This is a genomic window from Planctomycetota bacterium (genome assembly GCA_035574235.1).
In the GTDB taxonomy this organism is placed as follows: domain Bacteria; phylum Planctomycetota; class MHYJ01; order MHYJ01; family JACPRB01; genus DATLZA01.
Genome location: DATLZA010000090.1, coordinates 1 through 12,112, shown reverse-complemented (window position 1 = coordinate 12,112; position 12,112 = coordinate 1). Strand labels below are relative to the sequence as shown.

Here is a 12,112-nt window from a genome sequence, read left to right as displayed (position 1 = left end):
CGCAAGCCACGCGGATCCCCGTGCAGGCCGCCGGGGCGATCCTCGCGGGTCCCGCCCGTCCCGCGCGCATCGCCCGCCTTCCGTCAAAAACCCACCGCGAACCCGCCGCCCACCGCGCCGCGCGGGTCGTCCTCGTCCTGCCCGACGATCGCGCCCCAGACCTCGATCCGCGTGGGGACCCGGAGATTCACGAGCGGCCAGAGCATGAACGAGAAATCCAGGCGCAGCCCCAGCCCGGCCGATACCGCCCCGAAGTCGTCGTCCCACGCCTGCCGGGGCTCCGTTCCGGCGTAGCCGGCCTGCCCGAACGCGAACCCGCGGAGGTCCTTCAGGATCAGCCACTCGCCCAGGCCGATCAGCTCCAGAGGCTTCCAGAGAAGATCCCTCCAGAGGGGAAACCGGAATTCGAGGGACACCACCCCCCGCTCCAGGCCCTCGAGGTCCTCCGCCCCGCGAAGAACGTCCCCCAGCTCGAGAATCTCCGCCTCGAGAAACGCGGGCCCCACGAGCTTCTCGTACGCGACCCGTCCCCAGAGCGTCCAGTCCTGGGCCAGATCGCGGGCCCCTTCGAGGAAGCCGAAGTATTCGTTGAGGTCGCGGTCGCCGCCGAAGTCCTCCCGGAAGAACGAAGCCGTGGCTCCGAAGGCGAAACCCCAGGAGGAATCCCAGGTGCGGTAGCCGGTCCGGTTGGAGAAGAAAAGCGACACGGTGGGACCGCTGTCGAAGACGTGCGGGTCGGGAATCTCCTCTTCCTCCTGGTCGCGGTACCGCGCCACCCATCCGGCGCCCGTGGCGATCGTGGGCCAGAGGGGAAGCTCCACGAAGGGCTCGCCGCGGATCTCGGTGAGGTCCCCGAGCCGCCCCCCGGCGGCCCGCGCGCCGATCGTGGGCCGCCAGCGCGTGTTGGCGACGGTGGCGGAGGCCGTCCAGAGACGGCTCGACGCCCCGGCGGCCGAAAGGGTCAGGGTGTTCTCGGCGTCGCGGTCCCCGAAGGAGAACTCGACCCCCGGCGTCAGAAGCGAGGCGCTTGTGACCGGGAACATGAGCCAGTGGACGCCCCAGACGCGCGATTTTTCGGCCGGTTCCCCCTGGGGGGGCGGCTTGCGGAAGGCGTCGTACCAGGAACGGCGCTCCTCCTGGTCGAACCGAGGCTCCTCCTGCGGCTCGGGCCGCACGCGATAAAGATCCTGGCCGCGGCCTTCGTAGTAGGTGACGACGAGCGACCCGTCGGGGTGATACGCCGGGTAGGAAACGCCGCCCCGGAAACGCGTGAGGCGCCGGGCGCGGCCCGTCCCGGGATCCACCTCGAAGGCGTCCCACACGCCGTCCACGTCGGCCGCCAGGACGATCGATTTCCCGTCGGGCGACCACTGCGGGTATTCGAGGAGCGCCCAGGAGCGGGTCACGGGCCGTCCGTCCACATGGAGAATCGTGCGGCCTTCGATCTCCTTGATCCAGGCCAGGCGGCCGTCCCGGCTCCAGGCGGGGGCGCGGTCCGCGGCCGCGTCGTCGGTGAGCCGCTCCAGGCGCCCGTCGGCCAGGTGCCAGGCCCAGAGGTCGCTCGTCCCGTGGAGAAGCGCGGAGAAGACGATCCGCCCGCCGTCCGGGGACCACGCGGGATCGTAAATCTCGTCGAAGGGGAGCCGGACGCTTTCCGTGCCGCCCTCCACGTCCACGAGGAGAAGGTCGTCCCGATTCGTGGTCCATTCGACCACCGCGAGGCGGCGCCCGTCGGGGCTCCACGACGGCGGCGAGACGACGAACCCCAGGTCGATGCCGCGTCGCAGGCCCAGAAGCCCGCGGCCGTCCACGTAAAGCTCCGGCCAGACGTCCTCGTCGCTCACCCACGCCAGGCGCCGGCCGTCGGGACTCCATCGGCCGCCCCAGGCGCGGCGTCGGTAATAGGCGCGCACGTCGGTGAGGCGCTCGGAGGGCGCGCCGCGGCCGGCCTCGATCGGCGCCCAGCCGCGCCGGAGATGCTCCTCGAAGTCGCGTTCGAGAGTTTCGCGGTCGCGGTCCGTGGCGGCTTTGAGGGGGCGCAGCGACGCGACGGGAATTCCCCGGTCGTAGCGCTCGAAGACGCGCCGCGCGGTGCCGGGGCCGTACGCCTCCTCGAGGAAGCGCCAGAAGTAGGAACCCTGGTAGTAGATCGCCAGGAAGTCGTAGGGGTTGAGGATGTCCGGGAAGAAGAGTTCCTTGAGGTCGTAGAGGCGCTCGCGGGCGAGGTCGCGCATGAACTCGTCCTTGCGGCTGTCGAAGATGCCGGCCAGGAAGTCGGCGCCGCCTTCCCAGAACCATGCGGGGACGAGAGGGTCCTTGAGCGCGATGAGCCAGCTCGGCAGCCGGAACGCGTAGAGGTGCTCGAACTGGACCTGGTGGGCCAGCTCGTGCTTGACGAACCACCAGTTCCACCGGTCGCTGTCCTGGCAGTGGATGAAGATGCGGTCGCGGGTGGGTTCCGCCAGCGCCAGCGCGCGGGAGCGGGCGTGCGGGCGGCAGGCGCGGGCCCAGGGCGGGGGCGGGGCGCGGTCGGGGAGGGCGGCGGGGCGGCGGACGCGGTCGGAGAGGGGCGCCGCTTCCCGCGGCGAGCCCAGGAAGCTCGCCTGAAGGAGATCGTGGAACGAGCGGTAGAGGAAGACGTTCACGCGGCGGGGCTCGTGGCCCGTCTGGGCGGCCAGCTCCGTGCGGGCCTTTTCGAACCACGCGGCGAACTCGCGGGCCCGGGGAAGGAGCTCGTCCGAGGGATAGTAAAGGTTGAAGTGAGGGGTCTCCAGGAGCTTCCAGTCCTTGGGCTCGTCGCGCACCTGGATCTGGGCCAGGAAGGCGGCGGCCGCGAGCGCGGGAGTCATGGGGTTCCATTGTGCGCGCGGAAGGGGGAAGGCGGAAGGAATTTGCGCTCCGGTCGCGGAGACCGGAACGGCGGGCTCCTCATAACGTGGCCGTCGGGGTGCGGCTCACCGATGTGGAGAGGGGACCCCGAAGGACAACGGTGAGGCGCGCTATGGCGGAAAAGGATCCGCGCAAGAAGAAGGCGGGAAAGAAGGGCGGGGCCGCCCGGGCCCGGAAGGCCCGCGGGACTCCGGAGGAGGCGCAGAAGCGCGGCGAGTCGGCCGCGGAGGAAGGCCGGACCGGCCCGGGGCCGATCGAGGCGCCGGAGGTTCCTCCCGGGACGCCCCGCGAAGGCGGCCCGAAAGGCGAGGCCCCCGGCGAGGCGCGCCGGGAGGAGCCGCCCGCCGGCGCTTGAAGGCGATCTTCGATTCGAACCGAACGTCCGCGGCAGGGGCTCGGAAGCTCAGTCGTTGCCGACCTGTTACCTCCTATAGCCCCAAGGTCCTCTTCCGGGCCCCTCCGCGGCCTTTTTGGGCGGCGTGCCGCCGCCGCGACGGCGCTTGACCCGCGCCGCCCGGGGCGGGTATCGTGGGCGCGATGCCCGCCGCCTTCAAGGCTCCCACTCCGGGGTCCCCCGCGATGCCTCCCTGGGAGGTCGGGGTGCTTCCCGAGCCCCCGCGCTGGAGCCGCAAGAGCTGGGCGACAATGCTGGGCCCGGGGCTTCTCTGCGCGGGCGCGGCCATCGGCGGCGGGGAGTGGCTCATGGGGCCCGTCAACACGGGCCGCTACGGGGGCTGCGTCCTCTGGGTCACCACCCTCAGCATCCTCGCGCAGACCGTCTACAACATCGAAATCAGCCGCTACACGCTCTACACGGGCGAGCCCATCATGAACGGGAAGTTCCGCACGTTCCTGGGGCCGCTCTTCTGGCTGGGCCTGTATCTCGTCCTGGACCTCGGATCGCTCATGCCCTACCAGATGGCGAGCGTGGCCACCCCGGTCTACACGCTGGCCACGGGAAGGCTTCCGAGTCCTGCGGACGACAAGGCGGTGCTTCTCGGGATCATGTGCGGCCTGTACGTCCTTTCGGCCGTTCCGCTCGTCGTGGCCGGGAAGATCTACAGCTTCGTGAAGGCGGTCATGACGGTGAAGGTCGTCGTCGTCTTCGCGACGCTTTCCTTCCTGGCGCTCTTCTATTCGTCGGCGTCCACGTGGATCGACATCGGAACGGGCTTTTTCAAGTTCGGGACGGTCCCCGTGCGGTCGGGGGGCACCGAGAATCTTTTCGCGTCGCTGCTTTCCGGAGCGGGGCTTCCGGACATGGATCCGCAGGCGTTCGCCGCGCTGGCGGCGTTCGCGGCCATCGCGGGGATCGGCGGGCTCAAGAACACGATGGTTTCGAGCTACACGCGGGACCAGGGCTGGGGCATGGGCGGCCAGGTGGGGGCGATCCCTTCGATCTTCGGCGGGCGGCGCCTGGAACTCTCCCACGTGGGAAAGGTGTTCGAGGTGACCGAGGCGTCGCTCCCCCGGTGGCGCGGATGGGTGCGCCACGTGACGCGCGAACAGCTGGCGGTCTGGATGACGGGGGCGCTGGTCGGCGTGGGGCTTCCGGCGATGCTTTCGGTGGAGTTTCTTCCGCGCGGCGCGGCGGGCGACGGATGGGCCATGGCGACGTTGACGGCGCAGGGCGTCGAGCGCACCGTCGGCGGCGGACTCGGCAGGTTCTACGGGACGCTCCTTCTCGTCTGCGCGGTACTCGTTCTCGTGCCGAATACGATTTCGGACGCCGACTCCACCGTGCGCCGGTGGGTGGACCTGGCCTGGACGGCGTCCAGGCGCCTCCAGCGGTGGGACCCGCGGAGGATCAATCTCTTCTACTTCTGGGTGCTGGCCTCGTACGTGGGGCTCGGGGTGCTCATTCTCCTTTTTATTCCGCGCCCCAAGGGGCTCGTGGAGATCTACGGCTGCATCGCCAACTACGCGCTCGGATACAGCTGCTTCCACGTGCTGGCGGTGAACCTGACGCTCCTGCCGCCGGCGCTGCGTCCCGGCTGGGTCTCTCGCGCGGGTCTGGCCCTGTCGGGGCTGTATTTCTTCGCCCTGTCGGGCATCACGCTGTACTTCGAGATCGAGAAGGGGAACGGCGCGCTCGGATACGCCTTCCTGGGACTCATGGTGGCGTTCCTCGGGGTGCTCGCGGCGTACGCGGCGTGGCTGGTGCGCCGCGGGGGAGAGCGGGCGGCCGCCTAAGGACGTCCGCAGGCCCGGTCGATCCGCCGCGCCAGGGGAGCCAGGATCTCCGCCTCCCACGGAGGCCGCCGCGGACATTCCGGATGAGGGCGCGGATCGGCCATGCGGCCCGTGAGGCGCAGGTACGCCGCCGCGCTGTCCTTGTAGGCGGGGACCGGATCCCGGAAGGCCACGGCGCCCAGGGCCTGGAGCGCGTCGTTGAGCTCGAAGAACCGTTCGTCGTTTTCGGCCCACCAGCGGTCCCGGAGCGCGAAGGCCTCGGGATCGAACGTCGAGATCCCCAGGAGATAGTCGCTTCCGTACATCACCATGTCGATCGCCAGGTCGTTTCCGGTATAGACGCGGAAGTCGGGCCGCTCGCGGTCCCGCAGCTCCAGGCGGTCGAGCTCGAGGGACCGCGACAGCGACGAGTGCTTCGCCCCGACGAGGGCGGGGATTCCGAGGAGGCGCCGCCAGGTCTCCCGATCGTAGATCCGGCCGAAGGGGGCGAACATGGTTCCGAGCTCGAAGGCCAGGGCCTTCTCGCAGGGCGCGGCGAGTTTCCGGTAGAGCGCCTCGATCTCCCGCGGCCCGCCGGCGGCGAAAAGCGGGCTCTGGAAGAAAATGGGGGTTCCCCCCTGGTCCAGAATCGCCGCGACGGCCTTCGCGTACCCGCGGCGCAGATCGGGGTCCTCCCCGAAGGGACACGCTCCGGCCACGAACGGCCCCGAGCCCAGCGCCCGCCGCGTCCGGCGGAGCGCCTCCCGGCGTTGCTCCGGGGAGAGCTGCGGGCCGAATCCCGTGTCCATGTTGACGGCGGGCTGGAGCCCCGCGTCCCGCGTGCGGCCGAGATGCGCTTCGAAGGAGGCCCAGTCCGGCCGGCCCGCCGCGTCGAAGGGAAGGAAGATCGCCGAGATCCCCTCGATCCGTCGTCCCGGGCGGAGGCGGTCCAGGAAGCGTTTCATGAACGGGTCCTTTCCGCCTTGCGGATGTCCTGGAGGAACTTCGCGTACAGCGGATCGCGGGGGACGCAGCCGGCCGGGTACTGGCCGAGGGCGTTGCCCTTGGCGCGCATGAGCGTGGTGCAGTAGCTCACGGTGATGCAGCTCTTGAGCCGCTCCATGCGCCCCTTCTCCTGGAGGTCCCGCACCCAGTCCGGATAGGCGATCGCCCCGCGCCCCAGTCCCACGAACGTCACCCGACCCCGGCGCACGTTCGATTCGCCCGCTTCCGCGGCGAACTGGCGCAGGTAACTGTAGCCCGTGCCCACCACCGCCAGATCGGGAAAAGCCCGCTGGATCGCCTCCGTCAGCCGGAAGTGCCGTTCCACGCCCACGAGGCCGGGCTCGGGCATCTCGTAGCCGTCGGGCGGAGGCGTGTCGGCGGGGCGTCCGAAATGCGGGTTGTAGTAGGGACATCCCGCGCTGACGTTGAGGATCGCAAGCCCCGCCTCGCGCAGCGTCCGGATCGCCTCCAGGGGCTCCCGGAGGTCGGGCTCGAGGGGATTGTCCGGATTCGAGCCGAACGCGTTGGGGTACGGCCGCGGCGCGGGAACCGGTTCGCCGATCCCGGTCTCCGGGTTGCGGCGGAACGGGATCGCGTCGAAGACGTTCATCCGGGTCGCCAGAAGGAGGTCCGGGCCGACCTCGGAACGGATGCGGGCGAAGACCTCGCGGGCGAAGCGGGTGCGGTTCTCGAGGCTCCCTCCGTACTTGCCCGGCCGCGTCCGCGCTCCGAGCATTTCGGACAGGAGGTAACGGTGGCATTGCTTGACGTCCACGAAGTCGCACCCCGCCTCCCGCGCCCACCGCGCCGCCTCGACGTAGGCGTCCTGCAGGCGGTCGAGATCGGCGTCGGACAGGACGGGGAAGTCGTCCGGGAGGGGGCGGCGCTCCTTTCCGATCCTCGCGAAGGGGTCGATCACCGGATCCCGCACCAGCAGGGACGGCGTCGGATAGGAAAAACGCCCCGAGTGCGTCAGCTGGAGCCCCACGAGGAAGTCGCCGTCCGCGCCGCACGCCTTGCGGTGCTCCTCGCGGGCGAAGGCGATCAGGCGCGCGAGCGCCGCCGCGTTGGACCTGGAGAAAAGAAGCTGGCGCGCGTTGGCCCGGCCCTCGGGGACGACGGCGCAGGCCTCGCCCCAGAGGATCTTGGCGCCCCCGCGGGCGAACCGGCCCCAGCGATGGTAGGTGACTTCGTCGGGCTTTCCGTCGAGCGTCCCGTCGCAGCCCTCCATGGGGTGGATCACGAACCGGTTGCCCACCGTGCGGGGGCCGATGCGGGCGGGCCGGAGGGTTTCGCGGACGTCCGGCTCCAGCGTGATATCCACGCCCAGGCGCGCGATTTCCGCCAGGAGCGTCTCCCGGTCGGCGAACAGGGGGTTGCCCTTGAGGAAATCCCGGCGCATCGGAGCCCTAATATAACGTCCCCCCGCGCGGAGGCGAGAGATATAATGCCGCCCGTATGGCGTTTTCGCTTCGCGGCCGGCGCGCGCTCCTGGCCGGGGCGGCCGCGGCGGCGCTCGCGGCGGCCGGGGCCTACCTCGCGACGCGGCCGCGCTCCGGAGCGGAGGCGCGCCCGGAGCCCGCGGCGCTCGCCCCCGGCGCTTCCGAACGGGCCTTCGTGGAGGCCGTCCTGCGCCTCTTCCAGGAGCGCAAGTTCCGGGAGGCGCGCGAGCGCCTGCGGACCGCCCTCGAGGGCCACCCCGACGCGCCGGGCCTGCGCTTCCTCATGGGGCGCTGTCTGTACGAGCTGGGAGCGTACGAGGCGGGCCTGGTTCACTGGGAGCGGCTCCTCGAGCTGGATCCTTCGGCGGAAGCGGCGGCCCGGCGGGCGATCGGGATGGGCAAGCTCCGGCTCGGGCGCGCGCGCGAGGCGCTGGCGCACCTGGAGAAGGCGGCCGGAACGGGTCCGCCGGATCCCGGCCTGTGCCTTCTTCTGGCGGAAGCCCTCATCGATCTGGAACGCTACGGGGAGGCGCTCCAAAGGCTCGAGGGTCCGGAGTCCGCGGACGAACAGGCGATGCGGCTGCGGTACCGGGCGCTCGTGGCGCTCGGGCGCGCCGCCGAGGCGGAGGCCGCGCTGGAGGCGTGGTCGCCGCCGGAGGAGCGCCGCCCGGCGGCATCCGGCTTCCGGGCCCTCTTGCGCGCGGGACGCCTGCGCGAGGAAGGGGATTTCGCCGGCGCGCTGCGGACTCTGGACGCCGCCTCGAGCGGCGTCGCTCCCGAGTCCCGCCTGGGGCTGTCGCTCCGCCGCTCTCGGCTGGCGGCGATGCTGGAGGCGGGCCAGGCGGTCCGGGTGATCGAAGAGGGAGCCGCGCTGGGGGGCGTGGCCGATCCGCAGATCGCGGGAGACGCGCTTTCCTATCGGGTCCTGGCGCTTCTGGAAGCGGGGCGGCGGCCGGAGGCGGTGGCGACCGCCCGGGACTTCCTGGCGCGGATCGATCCGGAGCTCGGCGATCTCCACCTGGTCCGTCTGACCATGCTGCATCTGGCGGCCGAGCGGTCGGAGGAGGATCTCGAGCGCGAAGCCCGGGAAGTGGCGCGGGCGTTCGCGAACGACCTTTACTATTATTTGGCGCTGGCCACGGGGGACCGGCGCTGGGCCGAGCGCGCCCGGGAGGCGACGCCGGGCCGGAACTTTCCGTGGCATTCCATCCTGCGGCGACTCGGGGGATGAATGGCGCACGTGGTGGCGGTGGACGAGGGGACCACGGGGGTTTCCGCCGTGCTCGTGGATGAGCGCGGGCGGATCGTGGACCGCGCCTACTCGGAGTTCCGCCAGATCTATCCCCGGCCCGGATGGGTGGAGCACGATCCGGCGGAGATCTGGCGGGTGACGCGGCGCCTGATCGCGCGCGTGCTGGGACGGGCGCGGGACGTGGCGGCGATCGGGATCACCAACCAGCGCGAGACCACGGTGATCTGGGACCGCAGGACCGGCCGGCCGGTCCACAACGCCATCGTCTGGCAGTGCCGGCGCACGGCGCCCGACTGCGAGGATCTGCGCCGCCGGGGGCTGGAGCCGCTTCTTCGCCGCAAGACCGGGCTCGTGCCGGACGCCTACTTTTCCGCGACGAAGGCGGCGTGGATCCTGCGGCACGTCCGGCCGCGGGGCGATCTCTGCTTCGGAACGATCGACACGTGGCTGCTCTGGAACCTCTCCGGCGGCCGGGTGCACGCGACGGATCCCACGAACGCCTCGCGGACGCTGCTTTTCGACATCGACCGTCGGCGGTGGGACGACGAGCTTCTGGAGATTTTCGGAATTCCGCGGCGGATGCTTCCCGAGGTGCGGGGTTCCACGGCCTCCTACGGGTCGTGCGCGCGCGGCCACTTCGGCCGGGAGATCCCCCTGTTCGGCTGCGCGGGGGACCAGCAGGCCGCCCTTTTCGGCCAGGGGTGCGTCGATCCGGGGTCCATGAAGAACACCTACGGCACGGGAGGGTTTCTCGTCGTCAACACGGGGCGCCGGCGGATCGACTCGGAAGCGGGGCTTCTGACGACGCTGGCGTGCGGGCCGCGGGGCGAGGCGGTGTACGCGCTCGAGGGGGCGGTCTTCGTGGCCGGCGCGGCGATCCAGTATCTGCGGGACATGCTGGGGATCGTGCGGAAGGCGGCGGAGACGGAGCGTCTGGCGCGTTCGGTTTCCTCCTCGGGGGGCGTCTATTTCGTGCCGGCCCTGGTGGGACTGGGGGCGCCCTACTGGGACATGGGGGCGCGGGGGGCGATTCTGGGGCTGACGCGCGGTTCGGGCCGGGCGGAGATCGCGCGGGCGGCGCTCGAAGCGATCGCCTATCAGACGCGGGACGTGATCGACGCGGGGGGCGTCCGGGTGCGGTCGCTGCGGGTGGACGGGGGCGCGGCGGCGAACGATTTTCTCCTGCAATTCCAGGCGGATCTCCTGCGGGCGCCGGTGGTGCGTCCGCGGAATCTCCATTCGACGGCCCTGGGGGCGGCGTTCCTGGCGGGGCTCGGAGCCGGGGTGTGGGCGTCGGTGAAGAAGCTCGTGCCGCCGCCGGAGCGCGTTTTCCGGCCGCGGCTTGCGCGGCGGCGGGCGGAGGAGCTGTACGCGGGCTGGAAGGACGCCGTCCGGCGGGTGCTCACCCGTCCGCCCGGACGGGCCCTAGTCGAGCGCCGCGGTCATTGACCGGGGATCCACCCGCAGAGCGCGGCCGCGCAGCGCTCCGGCCCCCAGGACGAAGTGCACCGGAAATCCGAAGGCGCCGCCGAGGTTCTCCGGAAAGGCGGCCGGCGCCGAGCGCGGCACGGAAAGCGAAAGCCCCCCCAGACGGAATTCCGTCCCTTCGGCGACCGCCGGGGAGGCGGCGATCGTCGTTCCGGGCAGGCTCGAGGCCACGGCGGCGAGCGCCGGGGTTCCGTCCCTGAGGGAGCCGCGCACGAGGAGGGTTCGGTCGCCCGCCCAGAAGGCCGGGACTCCGCGCGGGAGGGGCGAAGGGCCGGCGGGCCGGCGGAACACGAGCCTTCCGCGGCGCAGGTCGAGCGTGAAGTCGAAGCGCAGGAGGAGCGAAAGACCGATCGCGCCGTCCGCGCGGACGCCTTCGGGGGCGGAAACGGCGCCGAGCCGGGCGGGCACGTTGCGGACGCGGAGGCGTCCGATCTCGAGCGACTCGAGGATCGCTTCGTCGTAGCTTCGGCGGAAGGCGCCCGCCTGGAGTCCCACGGTGGCCGCGCGCGCCTTGCGGGCGAAGTCGCGGTCGAGGAGGACTTCGTCAAGGGCGGTGTCCACGAGGAAAAGGCCCGAGACGCCGTTGGCGTCGGCGACGACGAGGGGGACAGGGTCGGCGGAGAGGAGATCGGCGGCGGCTTCGGGGCCGTCCAGCTCGGAGACGTAGCCCACGCGGCGGGCGAGGGTGTCGTACTTGCGGGCGGCGACCGTCTCGCCCAGGAAGTGGAACGCGCGGGCGGCGGCGGCGAAGTCGTCGGCCCGCAGGGCGGCCAGGGCGAGCTCCTGGTGGAGGAGCGTCTCGACGGAGACGTCGTGCCGCCCCCGCGTGAAGGGGAGGAGAATCCGGGCCGCCTCGCCGGGGTGGTTGCGGAGGAGGAGGATCCGCGCCTTGAGGAGGGCGGACTCGGGATCCGCGGGGGAGCCGAGAAGGGTTTCCGCGCGTTCGAAGTCGCCGCGCTGATAGGCCTCGAGCGCCGAGTCGGGAAGCTCCGGGCGGCCGGGTCCGCAGGCGGCCAGGAGCGCCAGAAGGGCGGCGGGGAGGCGCGTCATCGGGGGCCCTCCCGGCGCTCCTTGTCGCGCGCGTCGCGGGCGCGTTCGGCGTCCGCTTCGATGCGGCGGCGGAGGGCGTCGTCGCGGCAGAGGAGGAGGGCCTTGGAGAAGGCGTCGAGGGCAGCGTCGTAGGATCCCTGGTCGGCGAGGACCTGGCCGAGGGCCTGGAGGCCCTCGGGTCCGGCGCGCAGGCGCAGCGCCTGGCGGAGGTCCCGTTCGGCTTCCGGGAGGCGGCGGAAGTCGCGGTAGAGGAGGCCGCGGTTGAGCCAGGCGGAGTCGAGGGTGGGGTCGAGTTCGAGAGCGCGGCGGAAGTCGGCGTCGGCCCGGTCGAAGTCGCGGAACAGGCGGTGGTGGAGGATGCCGCGGGCGGCCCAGGCGGCGGCGCGGGTGTCGTCCAGGCGGAGGGAGAGGTCGTAGGCGGCGAAGGCGTCCTCGAGGCGGGAGAGGGCGAAGAGGGCGTTGCCGCGGTGGTAGTGGATTTCGGCGTCGTCGGGCCGGAGCTCGGCGGCGCGGGCGAAGGCCTCGGCGGCGCCCTCCCAGCGGCGCAGTTCCATGCGGGCGCGTCCGAGGCCCAGCCAGGCGCGGGCGTTGGCGGGATCGAGATCGGCGGCGTTTTCGAAGAGGCGTTCGGCCTCGGCGGGGCGGCCGAGGTTGAGGACGCGGACGGCTTCGTTGGCGAAGGCGTCGGCGGCGGCGGGGCCGCCGGCGCGGCGGGCTTCCTCGAGGTCGCGGCGGGCGTCCTCGGGATGCCCGGCGGCTCGGCGGAGGCGGGCGCGTTCGAGGAGGACCTGGGGGTGGGCGGGGACGAGGCGGA

9 protein-coding genes are annotated in these 12,112 nt (G+C 71.9%); 4 read left to right on the top strand and 5 right to left on the bottom strand.

The window, feature by feature from the left end; all coding sequences use genetic code 11:
* Positions 1-83: 83 nt before the first annotated feature.
* Complete coding sequence (locus tag VNO22_07665) at positions 84-2,849, bottom strand: hypothetical protein (protein HXG61233.1); 2,766 nt, start codon at positions 2,847-2,849, stop codon at positions 84-86.
* Positions 2,850-3,001: 152 nt separating this feature from the next.
* Between VNO22_07665 and VNO22_07660 the strand changes: the two genes are divergently transcribed.
* Together VNO22_07660 and VNO22_07655 are read left to right on the top strand one after the other, a co-directional pair.
* Positions 3,002-3,244: a hypothetical protein gene (locus VNO22_07660; GenBank protein HXG61232.1), complete on the top strand. Its 243-nt coding sequence runs from the start codon at positions 3,002-3,004 to the stop codon at positions 3,242-3,244.
* A 182-nt stretch (positions 3,245-3,426) separates the two neighbouring features.
* A complete protein-coding gene (locus VNO22_07655) occupies positions 3,427-5,082 on the top strand; it encodes an Nramp family divalent metal transporter (protein ID HXG61231.1) in 1,656 nt (551 codons plus the stop codon).
* Here VNO22_07655 and VNO22_07650 read toward each other — a convergent pair.
* Both VNO22_07650 and VNO22_07645 read right to left on the bottom strand, forming a co-directional pair.
* Positions 5,079-6,026: a dihydrodipicolinate synthase family protein gene (locus VNO22_07650; protein HXG61230.1), complete on the bottom strand. Its 948-nt coding sequence runs from the start codon at positions 6,024-6,026 to the stop codon at positions 5,079-5,081. The genes VNO22_07655 and VNO22_07650 overlap by 4 nt on opposite strands.
* Complete coding sequence (locus VNO22_07645) at positions 6,023-7,468, bottom strand: NADH:flavin oxidoreductase (GenBank protein ID HXG61229.1); 1,446 nt, start codon at positions 7,466-7,468, stop codon at positions 6,023-6,025. The genes VNO22_07650 and VNO22_07645 overlap by 4 nt, the downstream gene beginning before the upstream one ends.
* 56 nt (positions 7,469-7,524) lie before the next feature.
* Here VNO22_07645 and VNO22_07640 point away from each other — a divergent pair, with 56 nt between their 5' ends.
* Both VNO22_07640 and glpK read left to right on the top strand, forming a co-directional pair.
* Positions 7,525-8,739, top strand: a complete 1,215-nt coding sequence (locus tag VNO22_07640) for a tetratricopeptide repeat protein (GenBank protein HXG61228.1) — start codon at positions 7,525-7,527, stop codon at positions 8,737-8,739.
* Positions 8,740-10,209 (top strand): glycerol kinase GlpK, encoded by a 1,470-nt coding sequence (gene glpK / locus VNO22_07635; protein HXG61227.1) that lies wholly within the window; start codon positions 8,740-8,742, stop codon positions 10,207-10,209.
* On the opposite strand, the gene VNO22_07630 is transcribed toward glpK, so the two are convergent.
* Together VNO22_07630 and VNO22_07625 are read right to left on the bottom strand one after the other, a co-directional pair.
* Positions 10,186-11,298, bottom strand: a complete 1,113-nt coding sequence (locus tag VNO22_07630; GenBank protein ID HXG61226.1) for an aspartyl protease family protein — start codon at positions 11,296-11,298, stop codon at positions 10,186-10,188. The genes glpK and VNO22_07630 overlap by 24 nt on opposite strands.
* A partial coding sequence (locus tag VNO22_07625; protein HXG61225.1) for a tetratricopeptide repeat protein occupies positions 11,295-12,112 on the bottom strand: 818 nt, incomplete at its 5' end. The genes VNO22_07625 and VNO22_07630, both read right to left, overlap by 4 nt.

Excerpts from the sequence above, each read along its gene's own strand:
- VNO22_07630 (HXG61226.1), bottom strand. The coding sequence starts at position 11,298 with ATGACGCGCCTCCCCGCCGCCCTTCTGGCGCTCCTGGCCGCCTGCGGA.
- VNO22_07645 (HXG61229.1), bottom strand. The coding sequence starts at position 7,468 with ATGCGCCGGGATTTCCTCAAGGGCAACCCCCTGTTCGCCGACCGGGAG.
- VNO22_07660 (HXG61232.1), top strand. The coding sequence starts at position 3,002 with ATGGCGGAAAAGGATCCGCGCAAGAAGAAGGCGGGAAAGAAGGGCGGG.
- glpK (HXG61227.1), top strand. The coding sequence starts at position 8,740 with ATGGCGCACGTGGTGGCGGTGGACGAGGGGACCACGGGGGTTTCCGCC.
- VNO22_07665 (HXG61233.1), bottom strand. The coding sequence starts at position 2,849 with ATGACTCCCGCGCTCGCGGCCGCCGCCTTCCTGGCCCAGATCCAGGTG.
- VNO22_07640 (HXG61228.1), top strand. The coding sequence starts at position 7,525 with ATGGCGTTTTCGCTTCGCGGCCGGCGCGCGCTCCTGGCCGGGGCGGCC.
- VNO22_07650 (HXG61230.1), bottom strand. The coding sequence starts at position 6,026 with ATGAAACGCTTCCTGGACCGCCTCCGCCCGGGACGACGGATCGAGGGG.
- VNO22_07655 (HXG61231.1), top strand. The coding sequence starts at position 3,427 with ATGCCCGCCGCCTTCAAGGCTCCCACTCCGGGGTCCCCCGCGATGCCT.